At 59.5% G+C, this 21633-nt stretch carries 20 protein-coding genes; 9 read left to right on the top strand and 11 right to left on the bottom strand.

Annotation, left to right across the window (positions count from 1 at the left end; all coding sequences use genetic code 11):
- Positions 1 to 101: 101 nt before the first annotated feature.
- Genes ABJM11_RS18435 through ABJM11_RS18410 form a run of 6 tightly spaced genes read left to right on the top strand, consistent with a single transcriptional unit; the run spans position 102 to position 7175 of the window.
- The gene (locus ABJM11_RS18435) at positions 102 to 1910 is read left to right on the top strand and encodes an IucA/IucC family protein (protein ID WP_348294212.1); all 1809 of its coding nucleotides are present in this window, start codon (positions 102 to 104) and stop codon (positions 1908 to 1910) included.
- On the top strand, positions 1897 to 3690 hold the full coding sequence (locus tag ABJM11_RS18430) for an IucA/IucC family protein (RefSeq protein WP_348294210.1): 1794 nt from the start codon (positions 1897 to 1899) through the stop codon (positions 3688 to 3690). Before ABJM11_RS18435 ends, ABJM11_RS18430 begins: the two co-directional genes overlap by 14 nt.
- 2 nt (positions 3691 to 3692) lie before the next feature.
- Positions 3693 to 5012, top strand: coding sequence for an AMP-binding protein (locus tag ABJM11_RS18425; protein ID WP_348294209.1), 1320 nt, complete (start codon positions 3693 to 3695; stop codon positions 5010 to 5012).
- The gene (locus tag ABJM11_RS18420; protein ID WP_348294208.1) at positions 5009 to 5302 is read left to right on the top strand and encodes a phosphopantetheine-binding protein; all 294 of its coding nucleotides are present in this window, start codon (positions 5009 to 5011) and stop codon (positions 5300 to 5302) included. The genes ABJM11_RS18425 and ABJM11_RS18420 overlap by 4 nt, the downstream gene beginning before the upstream one ends.
- Positions 5299 to 6324 carry a DUF6005 family protein gene (locus ABJM11_RS18415; protein WP_348294207.1) on the top strand — a complete coding sequence of 342 codons (1026 nt, stop codon included), beginning with the start codon at positions 5299 to 5301 and terminating at the stop codon, positions 6322 to 6324. Before ABJM11_RS18420 ends, ABJM11_RS18415 begins: the two co-directional genes overlap by 4 nt.
- Positions 6321 to 7175, top strand: coding sequence for a sugar phosphate isomerase/epimerase family protein (locus ABJM11_RS18410; protein WP_348294205.1), 855 nt, complete (start codon positions 6321 to 6323; stop codon positions 7173 to 7175). The genes ABJM11_RS18415 and ABJM11_RS18410 overlap by 4 nt, the downstream gene beginning before the upstream one ends.
- On the opposite strand, the gene ABJM11_RS18405 is transcribed toward ABJM11_RS18410, so the two are convergent.
- From ABJM11_RS18405 to ABJM11_RS18370, 8 genes are all read right to left on the bottom strand, one after another.
- Positions 7142 to 7441, bottom strand: a complete 300-nt coding sequence (locus ABJM11_RS18405; RefSeq protein WP_348294204.1) for a DUF2218 domain-containing protein — start codon at positions 7439 to 7441, stop codon at positions 7142 to 7144. The genes ABJM11_RS18410 and ABJM11_RS18405 overlap by 34 nt on opposite strands.
- Entirely contained in the window at positions 7441 to 8238 is a 798-nt protein-coding gene (locus ABJM11_RS18400; protein WP_348294202.1) for an ABC transporter ATP-binding protein, read from the bottom strand. Before ABJM11_RS18400 ends, ABJM11_RS18405 begins: the two co-directional genes overlap by 1 nt.
- A complete protein-coding gene (locus ABJM11_RS18395) occupies positions 8235 to 9308 on the bottom strand; it encodes an iron ABC transporter permease (RefSeq protein WP_348294201.1) in 1074 nt (357 codons plus the stop codon). The genes ABJM11_RS18400 and ABJM11_RS18395 overlap by 4 nt, the downstream gene beginning before the upstream one ends.
- A complete protein-coding gene (locus tag ABJM11_RS18390) occupies positions 9305 to 10453 on the bottom strand; it encodes an ABC transporter substrate-binding protein (RefSeq protein WP_348294199.1) in 1149 nt (382 codons plus the stop codon). Before ABJM11_RS18390 ends, ABJM11_RS18395 begins: the two co-directional genes overlap by 4 nt.
- A gap of 8 nt (positions 10454 to 10461) precedes the next feature.
- On the bottom strand, positions 10462 to 12447 hold the full coding sequence (locus ABJM11_RS18385) for a TonB-dependent receptor domain-containing protein (protein ID WP_348294198.1): 1986 nt from the start codon (positions 12445 to 12447) through the stop codon (positions 10462 to 10464).
- A 91-nt stretch (positions 12448 to 12538) separates the two neighbouring features.
- Positions 12539 to 13891, bottom strand: a complete 1353-nt coding sequence (locus tag ABJM11_RS18380; protein ID WP_348294197.1) for a sensor histidine kinase — start codon at positions 13889 to 13891, stop codon at positions 12539 to 12541.
- A complete protein-coding gene (locus tag ABJM11_RS18375; protein WP_348294196.1) occupies positions 13888 to 14592 on the bottom strand; it encodes a response regulator transcription factor in 705 nt (234 codons plus the stop codon). Before ABJM11_RS18375 ends, ABJM11_RS18380 begins: the two co-directional genes overlap by 4 nt.
- 120 nt (positions 14593 to 14712) lie before the next feature.
- Positions 14713 to 15324 (bottom strand): DUF4202 domain-containing protein, encoded by a 612-nt coding sequence (locus ABJM11_RS18370; protein ID WP_348294194.1) that lies wholly within the window; start codon positions 15322 to 15324, stop codon positions 14713 to 14715.
- A gap of 219 nt (positions 15325 to 15543) precedes the next feature.
- Here ABJM11_RS18370 and ABJM11_RS18365 point away from each other — a divergent pair, with 219 nt between their 5' ends.
- On the top strand, positions 15544 to 16668 hold the full coding sequence (locus ABJM11_RS18365) for a GGDEF domain-containing protein (protein WP_348294192.1): 1125 nt from the start codon (positions 15544 to 15546) through the stop codon (positions 16666 to 16668).
- Here the strand turns inward: ABJM11_RS18365 and ABJM11_RS18360 are convergent, their stop codons facing one another.
- From ABJM11_RS18360 to ABJM11_RS18350, 3 genes are all read right to left on the bottom strand, one after another.
- A complete protein-coding gene (locus ABJM11_RS18360; RefSeq protein WP_348294191.1) occupies positions 16669 to 17286 on the bottom strand; it encodes a glutathione S-transferase family protein in 618 nt (205 codons plus the stop codon).
- A gap of 90 nt (positions 17287 to 17376) precedes the next feature.
- Positions 17377 to 18111: an alpha/beta hydrolase gene (locus ABJM11_RS18355; RefSeq protein ID WP_348294190.1), complete on the bottom strand. Its 735-nt coding sequence runs from the start codon at positions 18109 to 18111 to the stop codon at positions 17377 to 17379.
- Positions 18112 to 18113: 2 nt separating this feature from the next.
- Positions 18114 to 19214: a M14 family zinc carboxypeptidase gene (locus ABJM11_RS18350; protein WP_348294188.1), complete on the bottom strand. Its 1101-nt coding sequence runs from the start codon at positions 19212 to 19214 to the stop codon at positions 18114 to 18116.
- Between the two features lie 296 nt (positions 19215 to 19510).
- Between ABJM11_RS18350 and ABJM11_RS18345 the strand changes: the two genes are divergently transcribed.
- Both ABJM11_RS18345 and ABJM11_RS18340 read left to right on the top strand, forming a co-directional pair.
- Entirely contained in the window at positions 19511 to 20479 is a 969-nt protein-coding gene (locus tag ABJM11_RS18345) for an ABC transporter substrate-binding protein (RefSeq protein ID WP_348294186.1), read from the top strand.
- 108 nt (positions 20480 to 20587) lie between these two features.
- Positions 20588 to 21622 carry an ABC transporter permease subunit gene (locus tag ABJM11_RS18340; RefSeq protein ID WP_348294184.1) on the top strand — a complete coding sequence of 345 codons (1035 nt, stop codon included), beginning with the start codon at positions 20588 to 20590 and terminating at the stop codon, positions 21620 to 21622.
- The last annotated feature ends 11 nt before the right edge of the window (positions 21623 to 21633 follow it).

Here is a 21633-nt window from a genome sequence, read left to right as displayed (position 1 = left end):
CCTGCCTGGCGATTCCCGCCAAATGTAAAATTTGTAAATTCAATGTTAATGCACCTCATTCTCATCTAGCTTGTCTGTAAATAACCAGACAGGACGAACGTATGGGACCGTCAGCACGCGCCATCGCTGAGCAGGCAACTTTTCACGCCTTCCTCTACTGCTACCTCCGCGAGGTGGATCCCGGGCAATGGACCGACCTCGACAACTGGAGCACTGACCCCTCCGGTGATTACCAGGGCCCCGAGGTGTGCGTGCTGCGCCTGGACCTGCAGCGGGCCCGCCTTGCCATTGATACACATTACCGCTCACAGGCCGGGCGCCATCGCTTCGGAAAGGTCCGGGTCTGGCACGCCGGCCAGCACAGCTGGTCGGGCATTGAGCCCATACAGGCGGTCTACATGTTGATCAGGGAGCTCTATGGGCTTACCGGCGGGATGGTGCCGGAACTGCGTAAATCCAGGGAGCTTGAGTTGCTCTGCCGGTTGGCCGAAAGCTACCAGGTGACGGCGCATTACGTCGCGGCCCGTCGTGGCGACACCCGGCTGGGTTCTGATCGGTTCATCGATACCGAGCAGTCACTGCTCTTCGGACACAGCGGCCACCCCACGCCGAAGAGCCGACAGGGTCTCCCCCAATGGCAGCACAGTGTCTACGCCCCGGAACTGGCTGGCAACTTCCGGCTGGACTATTTCTCGGTGCACCGCTCACTGGTGGAGCAGGGATCCGCAGCTGCCCTGAGTGCCGAGGACATGATTTCCGAAGCTCTCTCACAGGGCCGGGGTCCCGTCCATCCGGCACCAGGGCGGGTGTTGATACCGGTTCACCCGTTGCAGGCCCAGTGGCTTATGACACAGCCTTCAGTCCGGTCCGCAATTACCCGAGGGCTGATTCAGCCTCTGGGCGACCTCGGCCCCGTTTTCACCGCCACTTCGTCGGTCCGCACGGTCTACAGCGACCAGTGCGACTGGATGTTCAAGTTTTCGATACCGGTGAAGATTACCAACTCACTGCGCATCAACAAGTATCGGGAACTACGGGCCGGTATGGTTATGGCAGGCCTGACGGAGAAAACCGGATTCAATGACAGCTACCCACATTTCCGCATTATCAGCGACCCGGCCTGGCTGACCGTAAGGCTGCCCGGCAGTGAAGAAAGCGGGTTCGAAGTCATAATCAGGGATAACCCGTTCTGCCAGGGGCGGGACAGCGGCATATTCTCAATTGCAGCCATCACCCAGGATCCGGTCTGTGGACAGCCGTCCAGGCTACGCGCTGTCATTGAAGGGCTCGCCCTCAACGAGGGGCGCAGCCTGGCAGCCGTCAGCCAGGACTGGTTCCGGCAGTACCTGGCCTGCGCCATTGAGCCCGCGCTCAGACTCTATGACGACCATGGCGTCGCCCTTGAAGCCCACCAGCAGAACAGCCTTCTGGATCTGTCTGCCGGTTACCCACGCCGGTACTTCTATCGGGACAACCAGGGCTATTACCTGTCCGAGAGCAAGCGGGAATACCTGACCGACCTGGAACCCGGCGTCGCCTCCACACCAGAACTCTTTTACCGGGATGCCATGATCAGGGACCGTTTCTGCTACTACCTGATCGTCAACCAGCTGTTTTCTGTGATTGCCCGTTTCGGACAGGATGAGCTGGTTGCGGAGCAGACCCTGCTTGACCAGGTCAGGCACAGACTGGGCCTGTTACTGCCGTCGTTGAACGGGCCGGCCGTGCCGCTGGTCCAGATGGTGCTGAGAGACAGACGCCTGCCCTACAAGGGCAACCTGCTTACCCGCGTCCACGATGTGGATGAACTCAACGCGGACCTGGAAATGGCGGTGTATACCAGTATCAGCAATCCCCTCACCGGCTGCCCGGCAAAACCGGAAAAGGTTCGTCATCATGCGGTTGCGTAAGACCCTGCCGCTGGCCAGTCCGGACCCTGAACAACCGGCAGAACGGGTCACCCGCCAACTACTGGAAGCCCTGCTGTTCGAGCGCCTGGTCCCGTGGCGGGGCAATAAATCGCAATCGGGCCAGTGGCAAACCCTGTTCTTTCGCATCGGCAGACTCCACTGCCATTGCCGGGGGAAAGTCCGTGGGTTTGGCCGTATAAGGCTCGATATCAACACCCTGGTTGCCGACGATGGCAAACGTCGCCAGACACCAGCGTTCAGCCAGTTGACAGCCCAACTCCCGGCAGCCCCGGAGGTGCGGGCCGCACTGCTCAGTGAGCTGCAACAAACCGTTCGTTTCTGCTGCTGGAACCGCGACCATTTCCCTGTTACCCGCGACCGTCGCGCCATGGATTTTGAAGCGCTGGACGCCGCCCTTGACGAGGGCCACCCGTACCATCCCTGCTTCAAGGCACGCACCGGCTTCAGCCTGTCTGACCATCAACACTACGGCCCGGAATCCGGGAATCGGTTCCGGCTGCACTGGCTGGCCGTTGAGCGCAGCTGCACAGACCTGGCCATTCCGATTAAGGAACAAGCCTTCTGGTTTGACGAACTCGGGCATGAACAGGCCTACCTGTTACGAGCCGCGTTCAACCGGACCGGTGCCAACTGGAGCCGGTTTACCGCGATACCGGTCCATCCCTGGCAGTGGCAGCATTTGCGTAATTCCGAACTGGAGTCCTCACTGGCCACCGGCCAGGTCCGCCACCTGGGTCCCCTTGGCGACCGGTATCGGCCCGGCCAGTCACTGCGCTCGCTGTTCAATGTGTCCCGCCCCGGAAAGGCCACACTGAAACTGCCGCTGGCGGTCGGCAACACCTCTTCCATACGCACGCTGGAACCCCATTCCGTGCCGTCAGCCCCAACGATATCCCGTTGGCTCGCGAATACGGTCGCCAGCGATGACCGGTTCGCCGAGAAGTACCGGCTCGAGTTGATGGCTGAATACGCCAGCACCCTGTTTTCCGGACACCAGAGCATTGCCGGCCACCTTGGATGCCTGTGGCGGGAAAGTATTAACGGGCGCCTGCGCCATGGTGAACAGGCGTTGCCGCTCAATGCACTGACAGCGGTTGAAGACGACGGCAGCCCGTTGATAGCGCCCTGGCTTGAGCGCTATCAACCCCGGCACTGGCTGGCCAGGTTGCTGGAAGTGGTTATCCTGCCGGTCTGGCACCTGCTTGTCGCCCATGGCATCGGTGTTGAGGCACATGCCCAGAATACGGTACTGATCCATTGCGACGGCTGGCCAGTGGGCATCGCCCTGCGGGATTTCCATGACAGCGTCGAATACGTCGAAAGCTACCTGGCGCCTTCCACTGGCCAGCCGGATTTCGGTCCCCGCAACACCATGTACCAGAATGCCGCCGACAATCGCTATTACCGCATGGCCACTCCGGAGGCCCTGCGGGAACTGGCGATGGATACCCTGTTTGTCTACAACCTCAGCGAGCTGGCCGGCTTCTGTGAGGATCAATTCGGTCTCTGCGAAGCGCATTTCTGGAAGCAGGTTCGCACAGTGCTGGCCAACCACCGCCGCGACCATCCGGAACTGGAAGCTCGCCTGTACCAACTGGGCGCGACAGCGCCGTCCATCCTGAGTGAATCACTGATGACCCGTAAATTGCGCGGGCCCGCAGCACCGGAATGCCATCACCGCATCGCCAACCCGCTGACGGGGAACTGCGGCCAGACCGCTGCCGCCCTTATCACACCCACCCAGTCTGTTAGAGCATGACCATGTTGCCAACCAACACCACCGACACCCTGTTCGTAATCAACGACACCCATTACAGCCGCGATGACTGCCAGCGTGCGGCGGACCGGTTTCTCTCCCTGCCCGAGCTGGCCACACCGGAAAACACCCGTATCGCGGTGTGTTTCCAGGACACGTTTCTATGGCTTGCCCTGTGTCTGGCATGGCGTGAAAGGGGGGGCAGCGTTCTTCCTATACACCCGGGCACACCGAAATCCGCGGCCAGAGAACTGGCATTGCGCACTGACTGCACCCACTTCCTGTACGGCGACTCCGGCCAGCCGGAAGCTCTCCCCCGGCCCGAGGGTAACACCCCACGGACAGTCGCTGCAGGGGGCGAATTGATCCAGTTGAGTTCGGGCACAACGGGTACGCCAAAACCCATCAGCCGCTCCTGGCGGGACATCGACCGGGAGCTTGCAACCTATATCCGGACCTTCTCCGCGGCAGACGAACTGACACCGGTGATCGCCTGCCCGGTCACTCACTCCTACGGCCTCATTTGCGGATTTTTTGCCGGTCTTGAGCGCGGTGTCGTGCCCCGGATCGTCACCAACCTCAACCCCCGCTTCATTCTTGACCAGCTCCGCAGCCACCCCCGATCTCTGCTGTACGCCTCTCCCACCCTGCTCAGCCTGCTGCTGCGAATGCTGCCGGACGAGCAGACACTCCACCGCGTCATGGTTTCAGGGGCATCGCTTCCCATGCCCTTGCTGGAGCAGCTAAAAGCCCGTTCCGGAGGAGTTTTCCAACAGTACGGTTGCTCCGAAACCGGCTGTATTGCCATCGCCTGCCATGTGGCCGAAGCCGGCATGGTGGGAACGCCCCTGGAACACCTGGATGTTGTTGCCGGTGAGAGCGCGGACAAGCCCGCCGAGATTTGTGTCAGCTCCGGCGAACGCATGACCCGCACCCGGGACCTCGGATATATGGATGACCATGGTTGCCTACATTTTATCGCCCGCATGGACGACACCATCAATGTGGCCGGCATCAACGTCTATCCCGCTGACGTTGAAAACGTGGTTCTGCAACACCCGGAAATCCGCGAGGCAGTAGCCTGGAAGCAACCCGATGCCTACGCCGGCGAACGGGTGTTTCTCACATTTGTGGCGGGCCACGAGATTGACACCGAAGCCCTGCGCCGCTGGTGCCGAGAGCGGCTCTCACCCCACCAGGTGCCCGCAGCCATGGAGCAGGTGGAGGAAATACCCCGGCTGGCAAACGGCAAGATAAGCCGCCGTTACCTGAGCGAGCGATACGGCCTGAGTACCCACAGGCACCATAAGGAGACTCCGGCATGAGCAAGTACCGTGATTCCGGCGGGCGCCAAACGCTCGCGCCGATCACTGAAACCATCCGCGTGGCCCTGCAAAGACACCTTCCCGCTGCGCGACTGGATAACTTCAGTACTCACGCAAGGCTCAACGCGGATCTCGGGCTGGACTCCATCATGTTGATGGAGTTGCTGGTGTCCCTGGAACTGGAAAACGGGCTGAGTATATCGGAAGACGCCTTTATCGGGGAAAACCTTGAAACGGTCCGTGACCTGGCGCGGTTACTGGCCGAAGGGCAACACGAGGTACTGGCATGATCAAGGTCCACTGCTTCGTCAGCTGCGTCTGCGAGATCATCAAACGCACCCCGGGCGTGGACCACCGTCCCTTTTACTTTGGGGTGTGGGATGCCGACTTCTCGGTGAGTGCGGACAAGGTGCTGTCCTATCACTCCCCCCATACACGCCATGAGGATTTCCGTAACTGGTACCGCCAGCTTTACGGCATCCAGATCCACGAGTGGTTCGATGCCGCGGCCCCCAAAGAGCACAACATTGCCACCCTGAATGAGCTGCTCTACACCAGGCCCTCGGAGCGGCAAATCATGGTAATGCTGGACATGTACCGGCTGCCAGAGCGGGAGAACAAGTTTCAACAGAATCCGTTCCCGCACTACGTCATGCTCGAAACCACGGATAACCCCGAGGAGTGGTATATGTCCGACCCGGATTTCCGCTGGGAAGGCATCCTGCCACGAGCGATGATTCTGGACTCGATTCGCTCGCCTGCCGCCGCAGGCGGCTTCTACTTCGACGACGTGGATATCCGCCACAGCGCAGATGAAACCGTAGCCGCCTACTTCGCCCAGTGTATGAAAGCGGATCACAACCCGTTTACCGATGCTCTTCGCGACATACTGCGAGCCCATCTGGGCGACGAGGCTACGCAGCCACTGAACCACCTGTCCCTGGCATTCCGCGAAATTCCGGTGATGGCCATTCGCAAGTATGCCTACGAACATGCCTTCGCCTGGTTCCTGGAACAGCGCGGGGAACAGGTCGATGAGACCAACCATTTTTTCGAGAGCTTGTGCGATGACATCGAAACACTGGTGAAAACCTGCACCCGCATCCAGTTCCGGGCTATGAAACTGGTGATGAGTGGTGACCGTTCGCTGGTTGAAGGCATCGAGCACCTGCTGGACCAGCAGGACGACAGGGAATTCCGCATCAAACAGGCACTGACAGCGCTGTTCGAGGAATGGTGGCAGCAGCGCAGATCAGACACCAATGCGGCCTCTGCAACAGAACACCAACCGCTCCCGAAGGCCTCCACATGATTCACCTGCACCTGTGCACCATCTCGTTTCGTCACCACCTCGTCTCACTGCCGGAACTGGCTACCTGGGCCGGTGCAGAAGGATTTGACGGCATTGAACTCTGGGGTGTCCATGCCAGGCATCTGGCGAGCCGGGCCGATTACAACCAGCAATGGATTCAGTCCCATGGGCTGCGGATTCCCATGATCAGCGACTACCTGCCCCTGGACGGCTGCAAAACCAGCGCCCTGGCCAGGACCCGCCAGCTCTGTAAACTGGCGCAACGGTGGGGGGCACCGCGTCTGCGTACCTTCGCGGGAAAACGTGGCAGCGACGAGGTCAGCGCCGCCGAGCGCAAGGAGCTCGTCTGCCGCCTGCAGGCCTTGTGTGAGTGTGTGGCCGAATACGGCCTTGACCTTGTGGTGGAAACCCATCCGGGAACCCTGGCCGACACGGTACCCTCAACCCGCCAGCTTCTGGAACAGGTTGATCATCCCGCCCTGGGCCTCAACTTCGACGTGGTGCATATCTGGGAGTCCGGTGCCGACCCTCTGGAAGGCCTGCTGGATCTGGAACCATGGGTACGCCATTTTCACTTCAAGAATGTGCGCTCCCGGCAGCTGCTGGCGGAATTTGCGCCCGCCAATGTCTATTCTCCGGCGGGCAGCCGACAGGCCATGGTACCGCTGCTTGAAGGTGCCTGCGATTATCACCCCTGCCTGGAATACCTGCAGTACCGGGGTCAGGTGGATGCCTCCCTGGAATGGTTCGGCGAAGACTGCGAACAGGTGCTGCGGCACGACGCCCGGCAACTGCGGGCACTGGCCACTGGCGATCGTCAGGCGTCGGGCGAGGCCACCGTGTGCCAGTGAACCGCGTCAATCTCACCTGCGGCAAAACGGACCAGGTGCGAGGCTACCACCTCGCCCAGTTGATCCAGTTGCTGCTGGTCCGGCGCCTCGCAGTATAGTTCCAGGCCTGCAGTAGCAGCCCGGAGACGGCACTGGCCGATATCGAATTCCAGTCGGCCCTGCGAATTGTCCCAACGGGCATCAATCTTGTGGCTGAAGTGTTTACACAGCCGCTTCAGGTAGCGGGCTGCATCGTCGGTATTCACAACAGCGTGCTTGGCTGGCATCACGTTATCTCCTGTGTGGTGACCGGCATAACCGGCCGGTCGGCAAGAACAATGGGGTGACCCCGGGAGCATCGCTCGATGCGGGCATCGATATGGTAGGTGCGCGCCAGCAGCTCAGGCGTCAGCACTTCTTCAGGCTCTCCCATCACCGCCCGGCCTCCGGGCGCGAGCACCAGGACCTGGTCGCAGTAGCGCAGTGCCAGGTTCAGGTCGTGGCTGGCCACCATGGCGATGGCGCCGTTGCTGCAGGTGGCTGCTTTCACCGCGTTCAGCACATTGAGTTGCCAGTGCAGGTCCAGCGCACTGGTGGGTTCGTCCAGCAACATCAATTGCGGCTGACGTACAAGAACCTGTGCCAGGCCCACCATCTGCCGCTGCCCGCCGGACATTTCCGACAGCCGCCTCAGCGCCAGCGAACGGATGCCAAGGGTGTCGAATACCCGCTCTATGGCCTGTTCAGTTTGCTCCCGCCTCCAGCCACCGCGGGCAGAACGGAAGGCGCTGAGCACGGTTTCATAAGCCACCAGGGGAATGGCCTGGGGTAACGGTTGCGGGAGGTAACCCAGTCGGTGAACCCGCATGGCCGGCGCCAGTGCAGTCAGCTCCTGGCCATTCAGCTCGATGCGCCCCTGCACCGGTAACAGCCCCGCCAGTGACTTCAGCAGGGTGGACTTGCCCACGGCATTGGGGCCGACCACAGCTACCAGTGAGCCAGGTTTGATCACTGGCAGAGTCAGGTCACTAAATACCGGCCGACGCCGGTAGCCGGCGGTCAGTTGCTCCAGTTTCAGGCTCACAGCGCCGCCCCCCGGCCACCGCGGCCAAGTATCAGCGCAATGAACAAGGGGATACCCACCAGGGCAGTAACAATGCCCACCGGCAACACCACTCCGGGCACCAACAGCTTGCTGGCAATGGACGACAGGGACAGCAGTAAGGCTCCAGCCAGGGCACTGCCCGGCAGCAGGAACCGGTGATCCTCACCCAGCATCAGCCGGGCGATGTGGGGCGCCACCAGCCCGATAAAACCAATCTCCCCGACAAACGCCATGGCCGCCGCTGTCAGCAGGCTGACCCGCATCAGCACCATCAGGCGCATGCGTTCCACCGGCACATCCAGGCTGCGCGCCTGCTCTTCGCCACTGCGCAAAAGGGTCATTGCCCAGGCGTTACGCAATGAAAATGGCAGGCACAGTGCAAGCACCAGAGCCACGATAACCACCTTGTCCATGGAAGCGCGAGCCAGGCTACCCATGGTCCAGAACACGATCTGCTGCACCGATTCGGCATCGGCAACGAACTGGATCAGCCCCACAACGGCATTGATCCCGAACAACAACGCGATGCCGAACAGCACCACCGCATGCACCGAGGCACCCAGTGTGCGGGACAGCACCAGAATCAACAGCGAAGCGGTAGCGGCAAACACAAAGGCGGACAGGGGCAACAGGATATGCGAGGCGAGGCCGAACAGCGAGAGGTTGAAGACAATCACCAGCGAGGCACCCAGAGTCGCCGCTGCCCCGACACCAAGGGTATAGGGGCTCGCCAGCGGGTTGTTCAGCACCGTCTGCATTTCAGCCCCGGCCAGCCCGAGGCAGGCACCTACCACCACTGCCATCAGGGCATAGGGTATGCGGATATCCTGGATAATCACCCGGGTACCCGCTTCAAGCACCGTGGGATTCCAGAGCCCTCTCACAACATCCAGCAGCCCCAGCGATGACGGCCCTGAAGACACATCCACCAACACCGCGATAATGGCCGCCAGCGCCAGGGCGACCAGGCACAGTACCCGTCGCATGACAAAGCTGCGGTACTGGTCCGCCAGCCCGCCTTGCGCAGCCGACGATTGGGCGGAAGTCATTGCCCTGCCTCCCTGAGGCTGACCCAATAGGTGCCGTCCAGGCTCACCGGCTGGAAACGTGCATAGAACGCCTCCAGTGTCTGCTCGGGGCGCAGGTGGTCCAGCCTGTCGGGATGGAGCCAGCGGGCCAGCGCCTGCACCGCCACCACGTTCAGTGGGGTGTTGTAGAAATGGTGCCAGATGGCAAAAGCCCGCTGCTCACGTATGGCTTCCAGCGCGGACAGACCAGGTCGGGTACTCACCCGCTTCAGGGATTGACGGGCAGCGGCTTCGGTCACACCCGCGCCCAGCACCACATAGGGTTGCTCTTCGGCGGGTACCTCCAGACCGGGAGAACCAATGGCTGTGGCAATGTAACGATCCGGCTGGGCTGTAATCAGGTATTCCAGATTGAACACGCCGCTGACGCCGGGAATCCGCCCGGCGGCAACATTACGGCCGCCAGCGGCCTCGATGAACAAGCCCATCATGCCGTGAACCATGGTCTCACAGCAGCTGTCATGCAGACCCACCCGGCTGTGCAGGAATACCGACGGCCATTCGCTGCGGGGTATCTCCGCCACGGTTTCCGTTACCCGCGCCAGCTCGCTGCGGTAAAACTCGTTGAAGGTCTGTGCTTCGGTCTGCCGGCCCAGTGCTTCACCGAGGACCGCCATGCTTTTGGGCGTGTTGCGCAACGGGTCCTGGCGGAAATCGATGAAAATGACGGCCACACCCGCGCGTTCCAGCCGGTCAATCAGTTCGCGGTTACGGGCGCCGGGGCCATGACCTTCCACGCTGAAGATCGCCAGGTCCGCACCCATGGCCAGAACGGATTCGAGACTGAAGCTATCGGCGGAGGCATGACCCACACGGGGCACGTCGGCCAGTCCGGGGAAACGCCTGAGGTACTGGGCGTACCCGGCCGGGTCGGTTTTTTCAAAATCCGGCAGTATTCCTGCCAGCCGGTCCGCCACCCGGTCACCCTCGAGGATGGCCAGCGCTGGAATGTAGCGGCTCTCACCGAGCACAATGTGCCTGACCTGCTCAGAGATGGTCACCGTGCGACCGGCCAGATCGGTGACAGTGCTGGCAGCCTGCGCGGCGGCGGCCTGAAGCAACAGTACGCCGCCCAGAAGGGCGACGAGAAACCGTATCGACAACATGGACTGCATCAAAACCGCATGGCCAGACCAAGCCGTACATCCCGTCCTGGCTCCGGCAGGCCCACCACACCTTCATAGCCTGCAATATGCTGATAGTCGGCGTTGCTGGCATGGTCAAGGTATTGCTTGTCGCCAACATTCTTCACCGTGACCGTCAGCCGCAGGTCCTCATTGCCGGTCGGCAGCCAGTGCATGAACAGGTCGTGCACGCCGTAACCGGGCTTGTCGATGGTGCCAACGGACGTTTCCACACTGTCGACGCCCTGCACGAAACGACCCTGCCAGCCAAACTCAAGGTTGCGGTCCCAGCGGTAGGCCAGGTCTGCCACCCAGGTGTCGCCCACGGTGTTACCCAGCAGGTTATGTTCGTAGACGGTCAGCGGATCACCATCCAGTTCGGCGTCATTGCTGTGGAAGCTTAGCCCGGCCTGCAGGCCACCGATGTGGTAGGTGGTACCGATCAGGTAACCGTCGGATTCCAGATCACCGATGTTTTCGTAGATGGCCGGGCCAAACAGGGGATCGGCGATCGCGTCCTTGATTTCCGAGCGGTATACCTCGGCTGAGAGAGTGAAATTGCGGTAGACGTAGTCAAAGCCAACTTCGGTGTTTTTCGCTTTTTCTCCCTTCAGGTCCGGATCGTTGCTGGCGCGATCAATCTTGAAGGTGTCGTGGGTGCTCGGGCCCCGGAAGGCTTCGGCATAGCCTGCCTTCAGGGTAAGGCCACTCAATACTTCCCACGCGACATTGGCGTTCGGGCTGACATCATCTTCGCTGAAGCTCTCGCCGTTGTTGTCGTCCAGTTGATAATCGTCGTAGCGCACACCCGCACTCAGCAGTATCCGGTCGGTCACCTGATAGTCGTCCTGCAGATAGACACCCGCAACCTCGCCGTTTTCTTCTTCGGCTCTGCGATCGGCCGCGCCGCCGGCATTGACCTTATCCTCGCGATAATCCACACCGTAGGTCAGTGCATGACTACCCAGTGTGCTGGTGTTGCGCAGATCGCCGCCGATACTGCGGGTGAAGCCGAAGTACCTCCCCCAACGATCCTCCACATTCTGCTCAATCTCGGACTCCGTGTGGTAGACCGTCAGGGCGACATCCACCCACGGATTAGCCTCCGGAGCGATACCATAGTTCACAGTGGTGGTATCACGCCGGCCATCGAGTTCGTAAAGGGAGTTGAAACCGCTGACAATCCACTGGGGACGCTGGGGCCGTTCACCCTCGTCGGTGCGGACCTCATGGCTCAGTTTCAGGGTCTGGTCTCCCGGCAGCTGGCCGACCAGTTTGGCAAAGCCGAGTTGCTGTCTGGCGTCAGTACCGGGAATTTCGTTGTTGTCACCATCTTCGAATCGCTCGTGGTCGCTCTGGCTGACAGACACCATGGTGCTCCACTGGTTGTTCAGCCGACCGAACAGTGTGGTGCTGGCCCTGTAGCCATCGGTGTTGGAGAACGACCCCAGCTTGACCAGGGCACCCACCTGTTCGCCGGGGCGTAGCAGGTCTTCCGGGTCTTTGGTGACGAAACGAATAGCGCCACCGAGAGCGCCGGCACCGGAGGTGGCCCGGCCAGCGCCAGCGTCCACTTCTACCTGCTTCAGCAGTTCCGGTTCCACGGCCAGGCGACCGGTGTGGTGGAACAGGGCGCCGGCTTGCGTTGCGCCATCAATAGTAACGTTCAGGAGCGGGTCTTCGACGCCGCGCACATAGACTTTCTGGGCGATGCCGACGGAGCCACCAACAGACACGTCGGGCTGGCTGGCGAAAACATCCTCCAGATCTTCTGCCTGGTAACGTTCAAGACGTTCTTCGGTCACCATATGGTCACTCGTGGCTTCACGATCGGCGCTTACTTCAATCGGCTCAAGTGCGCGAGTGTCTTCCTGCGCGATCGTGGAGGGGCTGGCAATGATCGCCATTACCGCCATTGCCAGGGTATTGCGACGGTTTGCCGGGAGACGGACTGCGTCTGACGCCTTGATATTCATGTGCGCTCCGTTAACTGAAAACGATTCCTATTTGGCGCACATTCTTATTTAGCAAATGAACAATGTGAAATACTTTTACAATTGTTACGAATCAGGATTCATGGTTTGGTGCGGGAAACCACAAAACCATTCGCAACCCGCCGTCTTTGCGATTCTCGGCCTTGATCCAGCCACCGGCAGCCTCTACCTGGCGTCTTGCCAGTGCCAGCCCCAGGCCATGACCTGAAGGCTGGTCATTGCAGAGTCCGCGCGAGCGGAAGAAGGGTTTAAAAATGAGCTCCAGATGTGCCGGGGGTACCCCCGGCCCCTCATCGCTCACGATCAGCCGAAAGCCGCTTTGTTCTTCTTCCAGGCAGACACGAACGGTGCCATTGGCCGGGGTATGGTTACAGGCATTGCGGATGACATTTTCAACGGCCTGGGCCAGTGCACGATGACTGCTGCCAGTTAGCCCCGCGCACTCTGGCAGGCTGGCCTGAAGGTGGTGACCGGGATATTCGTAGCGGGCATCGTCGAGGACGCTGTCGAGCAGGTCAGTGAGGTCCAGGGATTCCTGGTCGAGACTGGGCTTTTCGTTCTCCAGCCAGGCCAGGGTCAGGGTGTCTTCGACCAGACCCCGCATAAGACCGCATTCCCGGCGGATGCGTGGCAGGAAGTGCTGGGTGTCGATGCCTTCCTCCAGACAGCTTACGGCCATGTCGATGCGGGTAAGCGGGGTTCTCAGTTCGTGGGAGAGATCGGCAATCAACCGTCGCTGACTCAGTATGAGATCGCCAGTACGTTCTGCCATGCGGTCGAACGTTTCCGCCAGGGCAGCCAGCTCGTCGTTACGGTTGCCCAACAGGGCCCGGACCCGCACCCCGAGGTTACCCTCAGTGAATTGTCGGGTGGCCAGTTCAAGTTGGCGCAGCGGGGTCATCAAATGGCGATAGATCACCAGGCACAGCACCACCAGGACCGCCAGTGGCAGGGCAACTTTGAGCAGAACCCGGGCCTCGGGCAGATAGGTCCCCGGGCGCATGCGCTGGGGTAGCAACACCAGGAAGTGGGTGTTGCCGTCGGCAAAGGTGGTTTCCATGATAGGGTTTTCGGGGAAGTAGAGGTGAATCTTCCATTCTTCATCCCGCCCCAGTCCAAAGCCCTCGCGGAACCGGTCCGTCAGTTCACTCCCGGCCAGCGGCCGGATGTCGGAGCGGACAACGGCCGCCCAGGTGCTTTCCCTTGCCTGGAGATCTTCCAGCCAATTTGCCAGAGCCTGCTCATCCCCCCCCGAATAAAGGGTCTCGGCCGTCCGTCCCCAGTCCTTCAGGGTCTGCTGGTATTTTTCGTCAATAAAACTCATCTTGCGCTCGGTTTCCGAGCCCACAAAAGAAATGACCCAGAACAGCACCAGCGTTCCCAAAGCCAGGGTGCCGCAGAGTTTCCATAACAAGCGATGGTTCACAGGAAGCAGTAGCCCTTGCCATGAACTGTCTGCAGGCGATCCGCAGCCATTCCGGCGTCTACCAGTTTGCGTCTGACCCGGCTCAGGTGCATATCCAGGCTCCGGTCGTAACGACTGAATTCTTTTTCCAGTACAACCTGATAGAGGTAGGGCTTGCTCAGAGCCTCACCCTGGTGCAGTACCAGGACCCACAGCAGGCGGAACTGGATCTGGGTCAGCGCGAGTTCTGTTTCGTCATAGAATACATCACGGGATACCCGGCTCAGGTGCAGCTTGCCCAGTTCGATTGTGTCCGGGTCGGAGCGGGTATCGTGGCTACCCCTGCAGCGGCGCAGAAGGGCCTCGATGCGGAGCAGCAGTTCCGTGAAGCTGAACGGCTTGGGGACATAGTCGTCAGCCCCGCGGCTGTAGCCCATGATCCGGTCTTCCTCGGCGCCACAGGCGGTCAGCAGCATCACCGGTGTCTGGTGGGTTTTACGCAGCCGGTTGAGAATGTCGAAGCCGCTCAGATGGGGCAGTAGCACGTCGAGCAGAATCAGATCGAAGCGTTGGCTGACGGCGGACAGCAGCCCGCTCTCTCCTTCGAAGCACTGATGGGTAAGGTAGCCTCGGCTTCCGAGCAGTTGTGCAATCTGGCCATTGAGGGCACGGTCATCCTCGATAACCAGAATACTGGGTTGTGGCGAGTTGGCTGGGGGCATGTCAACATCCTGTCCGGCAGTGCCGCCAACGAACGGCGGGTCAACACCTTAATGATAATGATTATCATAAACAGGGGTGGCACGGATAGCAAGAGAACCGATGAATCGCTGCTCCAGAGGTCAGGAACCTTCGGCCAGCGCCTCATTCAGCAACTCCAGCAAGTGCGCCGGCATGCCTTCAGCCAGTTTCAGAGCCGCGTCATGTCCCCGCGGAGACATCTTGCCCCAGGTCCGGCGGACAATGCGCAGCCATTTCTCCCGGTCATAATCGGATTTCTGATCATAGAACTCTGCAAAGTAGCGCTCCAGGAATACCATGCAGGCCACGTCCTCCAGTAACTGGGTGTCTTCATCCTTACGCAACTCCCGTTTGGTCAGGATGGTTTCTACCCGTTCACACTCTGTTTTCGGGTAACCGCACTTCGCCATGATTTCCGCTGCCCGGCGTCCGTGCATGCGGCCACAGGCCTGCCGCCATTCATAGTAGGCCTTGCGCCCTTCGGGAAAGTCGGCGCGGGGTATGGTCCAGCGCTCGATATGCTGGGCCCGGCAGGCAATCTGCATGCGTTCGGATGGCTGCGGTTCAAGCTCATGCAGCCACCGGGTCATATGCTGGCTGTAGGCAACCTCTTTCGGCAACAGTTCATTACCTACCTGCTCACGGTTAGGGTCTGCCTGATTGGCCTCGTCGATGGCCTCCAGGGCGCACTGTAACTGCTGGGACTGAGTCATAGACCAGTTATCTGTTCCTTAGGCAAGCGTTGCCGGAATTATGGGGAAAACAGCCTGCATTCTAGCGTGCCACAAACACCGCCCTCTACCACCGATGAGTGTGCACCAGCGTATTTACCCTGCTCAATGTGGGTACACCTTTAATTTCATTGCTTTATACAATCAATTCCTGAAAAATTCGTAGAGCGAAAAAGCAGGCATCGAAAGAGTAGTCTCACTATGCAATTGTCAGGGCCCCCGATACCCGATAAGTGGCAATCTGCCTACGACGAGCATCTGCAGGCTCTGGAAGGCAAAGTTGCCCTGGTGGCGGCCTGGCTGCTCCTGGTTACCGTGCTCATCTATCAGTTTTCCCATCCCTTACGTAACATCCACAGCTATGAGCTGCTGGGGCTCGAATTCCTGTTCCGGGCCCCCGTTATCCTGGCCTCGCTTGCAACTCTGGTCAGGCACTATTGCGGTCGTTTCCGTTGGCCGAGCCGGTATTTTTTACGCTTGATGGGGCTGGCCGTCATGGCAATGATTCTGTCCATGCTGCTGCTTTATCTGAAAACCGGTACCTCCGGGCTTTATCAGATCAGCAATGGCCTGGTGATCAGTTTCTTTGGTGTATCAGTACTGGCCGTGCGAGAACTGCGGGAGTGGATGTTGCTGTTCCTGCTTCCCCTGGCAGCGTTTGCCGTTGTGGCTGTCTATCTTGACATCACCCTCACCGACATCCTGCCACTGTTCTTTGACCCCCTGGTTATGATGGTCATCGGCATGATCGTCATGGAATCCCTGCGCCGGGTTCTCACCAGTGAATTCGAAGCCCGCCAGACACTCGGAGAAATGGCAGCAACCGACCAGTTGACCGGTCTACTGAACCGGCGGGCGATATGGCCCCTGCTTAACCATGAGCTGCAACATGCGCAGAGGGCGGGTACACCGTTCAGCCTGATACTCGGTGACCTCGACCTGTTCAAAAAGGTGAACGATACCTATGGCCACGACGCCGGCGACCTGGTGCTCCAGGAAACCGCAAGGCGACTGGAGGACGCGTTGCGACGACAGGACGCCCTCTGCCGCTGGGGTGGAGAAGAGCTGCTGGTATTGCTGCCGGACACCGACAGCAATGGCGCTCTCGAGGTCGCGGAAAAGCTCCGGGCTTCGATGGCGGATTCAGCCATTAGCGCGGGCGACAACCGTATTCATCAGACGATCAGCCTGGGTGTCGCCAGCTTTCAGAACGGCGACGACATCGACGCCGTTGTCAGTCGCGCCGATGAAGCGCTTTACCAGGCCAAGCGTAACGGCCGCAATCGGGCCGAAATGGCCAGACCCTGTGACACACACCCGCGGTGATTAAACCTGGGCGGATGGGCGCTGCTTGATACGCTCGTACCAGGCCTGAAGGTTGCTATGCTCGGGCTTGATGCGGATATCCACCACGCGGGCAAATGCCACCGAGGTAAAGGCATTGATGTCGGCGGCGGTAAATCGGTCGCAACAGATGTATTCCCTGCCGTCCAGCTGCTTGTCGAGGAAATGCAGGAACTTTTCCACCATTGTCCGGCACTCCTCACCCCACTCCTTGATGGGGTTCATACGGTCCTTGAAATAACCGGTGGTGTGCTGGAAACACATCCCCGTGGGCATGGAAAGTGAGAACTCTATCCAGCGCAGCCACTGCTCCACGAGTGCTTTTTCCAACGGCGTATCACCCAGCAGGCTCGGCGCATCCGGGTAACTTTCCTCAAAGTAACGGCAGATCGCCATGGTTTCGGAGATGCAGGTGCCGTCATCCAGCTCCAGCACCGGGACTTTCTTCATCGGGTTCCTGGCGGCGTATTCCGGGGTCAGGTTCTCCCCTTTTTGGAGGTCTATCTCAACGAACTCAGCCTTGTCCAGCAGTCCTTTTTCAGACATGAACATGCGCACCCGGCGTGGGTTCGGGGCGGTTTTGGTCTCAAGAATCTTCATTGTTCCGGGCTCCATACATCGTCATGGGTAAACAGCGATAAATCGTATAGGAGAGTGACGCGGAAGAACAGTTGCGTCAAGCAACCGTAGTCATCCGGGCAACCAGCTGTCCAGTTGGCGAATGATCCACCCCGGGTCGTCAAGGGCAAGGTCATGGCCGGCAGATGGATGCACCTTGAGGGTCCAATGCCAGCGCTGCTCGAACGCTTCACTGCACTTCCAGTGAACAATGCGATCCCCCTTGCTGGCCAGCAGCAACGCATCTGGCAGCGGCCGTTCGGGTTGCGGTTTGAAGCTGGCGGCGGCTTTCAGTTGCGCCAGGGCAGTGCGAAAACTGACCGGGCGCTGGCGCTGGATACTGTACCAGTGCTTCATGGTGTCCAGGCTGACTGGCCGGTTGCAGCTCAGCCGCAGGATATCGGCTTCACGATCAAAGAGCTCCCGCCGGGACAACAATCTCACAATACGGGGCCACGCTCCCGGTCTCATCCTGCGCCACGTGGGACTGAACCCGGAGCTGGTGTTGATCAGCACCAGGTTCTGGATCTCACCCTCCAGCGCATGCTGGGCCCAGTCCAGTGCGACCATCCCGCCCATGGAAAGCGCCAGCAGGCTGTAGGGGCCGGGGATATGCTCAACACTGTGTCGAACCTTCTCACGAATGGCAGCGATGCTCTCCGGACAGGGATCATTAAAGTGCACGCCAGTGCCAGGAAGATCCACCAGGTGAAACTGCTGTCCCGGAAAAGCATCTGCAAGCAGCCGTGGAAACTCACCCCAGTGCGACTGCTCCCGGGTCAGTCCACGCAACAGAATCCAGTGCATTGTCAGTGATGGTCCCTGTACCAGTGGGCGATAGCGGCTTCCCTAAGCATGGACTCGTCGTCGTTGCGCGGCAACCAGTTTTCATGGTTGGCGGCGGCGCTGACCAGAAAATCGATGAACGTCAGGTGACTCCTCAGTACCCTGCGGTGCCGGTGGGGAACCAGCGGATTGAAAAAACCGTCCAGCCGCAGCAACTGCCTGGGGCGTTTCTTGATCCAGCGCCAGGACCCCAGCTCGAGGGTCAGGGGAATAAACGCCCCGTCGCCGCTGCGATTTATCTGTTTATAGAAGTAATCCCACAGGTCGCCGTGGGTCAGATAGTGGCGGGACTGGGGCTCGAAGCGATAGTTATGCTCCGGCCAGGCCTGCTCCCAGATCAGCTTCAGGGCCATCACCGACGCGATCCGTCGCATCGGGCGGCGCCGATAGGCATAGGGAAACCAGATCTGGTCCTGCCACCCGAACCCCGAATGGCAATCAAGGGCAACACTGAATGGCCGACCGGGTAGCAAGCCCGAGATCACTGACTCCAGCGCCCGGTTTTCCGCCTCCATACCCTGTTCCGGGTCGCCGGTGAACCAGGGCAGACGCGGGGTGAGACGCTGACCACCCAACAGAAAGGCACTGCGGTCCTGGGCCGTGATGGGTGCATTCCGCATGAGGTCAACCCCGTTGGGGTTGCTGCGCTGATTCAGGTACATGCCGCCCGGATTCAGTATCGGCAGCAGGGTGATACGGACTTTGTTCAGCAAGGCTCGAAGGTGGCTGTCCCAGGAAATACGGGCAAGCAGATTACGCAGCCAGGCCACGACCACTTCACTTCCAATGCGCTCTATTCCGTGCACGCCACCCACCAGCAGAACCACGGGGGCATCTGGCGCATCACTGCCGATATCGACCCTGTAAATCGGCAGAGCCATGTCCTTCAGGGCAACCCGGGCGAGAGTGCCCACGGAAACCACCTCCGGGGCTTCCGCCAACAGCCGCTCCAGCCGGATCATCTCCGGAAGAAAGGTTCGCAGAAGGTGTCGCTGGCGACTGTCACGGCGGGCTTGCTCAGCAGAAATAACAGAATGAAGGGTCAGTTCACGCAACTCAGTCATGGCGTTCTCCGGTCTCAGCCAACCCTTCAAACTACGTGTGAATTGCTTCAGTTCTTTGACAGGGCAGGGAAAAACCTGAAGGAACGTTCACTTTCAGACGACATTTTACATGAATGGCTTGTAACTCAGGCTCAGGGCGTTACTCTTACATATACGTAGTAACCGAGGTCACAACCTTTGTCTTGTCTTCTGAAAACGCTGTACCAACCAGGCGTCTTCACTTCTCGAGAGGTCATCCGGACCACTCAAGCGGATGTTTTTCCGCGTATTTTTAAAATCAACAAGGAGAACCAATCATGCGAAAGCTAACGCCAGTCGCGCTGCTTTGCGCGATGTCCGTTCCTGCACTTGCCCAGGCTGACTGCGGTGAGGTCTCAATTACCGAGATGGGCTGGGCTTCAAACACCGTTGTCACCAGTGTCGCCAAGTTCATCATGGAGCAGGGCTATGGCTGCGATGTAACCGTGGTTCCCTCTGACACCGTCCCTGCCGTTACCTCCGTGGCTGAAAATGGCGAACCGGATATCGTTACCGAACTCTGGCTCAACTCCGCTGGCGAGGCCTACCTGGAACTGGAAGAACAGGGCAAGGTAGAGCGCCTGGGCAAGGTACTGGATCCAGGCGGTGTTGAAGGCTGGTGGATTCCAACCTACCTGGCCGAGAAACACCCTGAGCTGACGACCATCGAAGGGGTCATGGAGAATCCGGAGCTGGTCGACGGTCGCTTTAACAATTGCCCGAGCGGCTGGGGCTGTCGCGTTGTCAGTGACAACCTCATCGAGGCACTCGATCTGGAAAGCTCCGGCATTGAGGTCTTCAACCATGGTTCCGGCGAGACACTGGCCTCGTCCATGGCTTCTGCAGTTCAGTCGGAAGAACCCTGGTTTGGCTACTATTGGGGGCCGACCGTACCACTCGGCAAGTACGATATGACGCGTGTTGAGCTCGGCGAGCACAAACCTGAGGTCCACACCCGCAACCAGACTCAGGACGTCGATAATCCTGGCGTATCCGAGTTTCCGGCAGCACCGGTACTGACCTCTGTCACCACTGATTTCAAGGACCGTGAGCCAGAGGTCGCTGACATGCTCAGCAAAATGACCTTTAAAACAGACACCATGAGTGCTCTGTTGGCCTGGATGGATTCCAACAATGCTTCCGCCGAAGAAGCGGCAGTGTATTTCCTGAACAACAACAGCGATGAGTGGTCCAGCTGGCTGAACGATTCGGCCAGGGAACGTCTGGCAGCTGTACTGGGAGAATAATCTCCTGCCTACCCCGACAGGGCCGGCCCTCCCGGCCCTGTCTACTCCGATACCGGAGAACCGAAAGCAAGCCGTAAGCACCTGAATGCGCTGGGGAACTGACCACCAATGGCTACCTACGATTTCCTGTTTTCATCACTGGGATTAGAAGAGTGGTGTGCAGAAGGCAAGAGTGACGCGCCGATGTCCATGGCTGCGTTGCTGCAGAAGACCAAGGGAACAGGAGCAGAACCGGAGTCCCTCTGGGAGCTTCCGTTTCCGTCTATGAACGCACTCAATGAGTCCTGCGCAGCATTCCCCAAATCAAGGGAACTGACCAAGGGGCTTGAAGAGGGTTTCCTGTCCATCAAGGACAGCATGAGCGTTGTCCTTGATCCTTTGACGCAACCTCTGAGCTGGTTTCTGGATGGCGCCCTCTACGGCATGCTGAATACGCCCTGGTGGATCGTCATACCGCTGTTGCTCGCCGTGGTTTTCTTTGTCACCAAATCCTGGAAACTGGTGGGGTTTGTCGCAGTCAGCCTGGTTCTGCTGGCTTTCATCGACTACTACCGCTATGCCATGGAGACCCTCTCCATCATATTTGTATGTGCCTTCCTGTGCGTTCTTTTCGGCGTACCGATCGGCATAGCCATGTCCCGCAGCGATATGATGCAGCGCCTGACCATTCCGGTGCTGGACATGCTGCAGACACTGCCACCGTTTGTGTACCTGATCCCGCTGATCTTCCTGTTCAGTGTGACCGAATCCAAACTCTACGGCATTGCGATTATTCTCTACGCTATTGTGCCGGTTATCCGCCTTACCAACCTTGGCATACGGCTGGTGGACAAGGACGTAATCGAAGCCGCTGACGCCTTCGGCATGACCAGCCAGCAAAAGCTGTTCAAGGTCCAGGTCCCCCTGGCCCTGCCAAACATCATGGCGGGCGTGAACCAGACCATAATGATGAGCCTGGCCATGGTTGTTATCGCTTCCCTGGTGTCGGCCCCTGGCCTGGGGGTTCTGGTGCTTCAGGGTATTCGCAACCTGGAACTTGGCGTGGGGCTGGTAGCCGGTCTCGGTATCGTGATTCTGGCAGTCATCCTTGACCGGGTGACCAAGGCCTCACTGGCGCGCATTAACGCCTCACAAAAACAGTAAGGGAGCGAATT

Source organism: Marinobacter sp. (genome assembly GCF_039977835.1).
Classification (GTDB): domain Bacteria; phylum Pseudomonadota; class Gammaproteobacteria; order Pseudomonadales; family Oleiphilaceae; genus Marinobacter.
Note: the sequence above shows the minus strand (reverse complement) of the source record. Positions and strands in the feature narration are given on the sequence as shown.